Source organism: uncultured Legionella sp. (genome assembly GCF_937871865.1).
In the GTDB taxonomy this organism is placed as follows: domain Bacteria; phylum Pseudomonadota; class Gammaproteobacteria; order Legionellales; family Legionellaceae; genus Legionella.
Genome location: NZ_CALMPD010000203.1, coordinates 1 through 1,190, shown reverse-complemented (window position 1 = coordinate 1,190; position 1,190 = coordinate 1). Strand labels below are relative to the sequence as shown.

Here is a 1,190-nt window from a genome sequence, read left to right as displayed (position 1 = left end):
GTGCATTAATTCAGATTTAGAGAAACAGATAGTTTTTCTGGCTAATCTTTTGATGCGGGTACGTAAGGTCAAAAATTTTCTCTCTATTTTTTGCGTATTTCGTTTGCCTTCTTCGTGCAGCTCATAAGGTAATAATCGTTGATAGGCACCAAGTTCGTCAGTGAAGTACTGTGTTATATTGAATGGCGTAAGCAATTGTTGTAATTGCTTGCATGCGTTATCTGTTCGATCGCCAAATGTATAGGCAAGAACTTCACTGTTACAATGATTTATCGCAAGCCACAACCAACGTTGGTTTGATTTATTATTTACGAAAGACCATTGTTCATCGAGTTCTAACGCAACAGGTAAGAGTAAAATCGGCGGCTTCTCTGACTCAGTTTGGTTAGTCGGTAATAACTTCTTCCAATTCACCTTAACAAGATTGCAGGCTTTTTTTAATCGTTGTAATCACTGTACCCACCGCTACCGACAACACCCGTGCCGTATCGCGAACCCCTGAACCATTCAGTGCCATATCGACAATACGTTCCTTAACCCCACGCTCATAGGCAGTATATCGATGCGCTAATTGAAATGTTTTTCCACAACTCAATGCTCGGCACCTATAGCCCTGCTCCCCTGTTTTTGCTTGACCATATTTAACTACTTCTTGACTTCCACAAGCAGTGCACGTTACTTCCAAAACAGCCACAACTTCACTCCATGAAAATTGCGCGATGTTAACCTATCAACAGATTTAATCCACTACCAATAAATAAGCACGAGTCTATATAAGAACAGAGTCCAGCACTAAACTATGTACTTGCGCCCATCTACCGAGAGGTGGGAAAGTGGCCAACAGGGAGGATGAAGATGGAAGCATCCATCATAATTTTTTTATCTAAAGACTGATACACATTAGATGATTCATAATCAAAAAAGATTATGTAGTTGATTCTCTCTACTCAATTTCAAGTGTTCAAAAGCGTCAAAAATATAATTAGTGTGATTTTGCAATTTCTCCAAATCCTCTTCATTTAAACGTTCATTGTCCACGGGATTAATTTTGCTTTCAAGAATAGAGTGTATCCAGTCTAGTAATGGTTCAGCAAAACGTTCTTTGTTTAAAATATCCCAGTTACAATTAATATTTTCAGGCTGAGCAGCTAATTTTTTTAAGTTGTTTGCAGGATAGGAAATAAATTGAT

General features: G+C 38.3%; 1 protein-coding gene and 1 pseudogene. Both read right to left on the bottom strand.

Annotated elements, in window-relative coordinates:
* A pseudogene (locus tag Q0495_RS10965) lies at nucleotides 1-694 on the bottom strand (IS1 family transposase); the annotation flags it as partial.
* A 221-nt stretch (nucleotides 695-915) separates the two neighbouring features.
* A partial coding sequence (locus tag Q0495_RS10960) for a hypothetical protein (protein WP_298626109.1) occupies nucleotides 916-1,190 on the bottom strand: 275 nt, incomplete at its 5' end.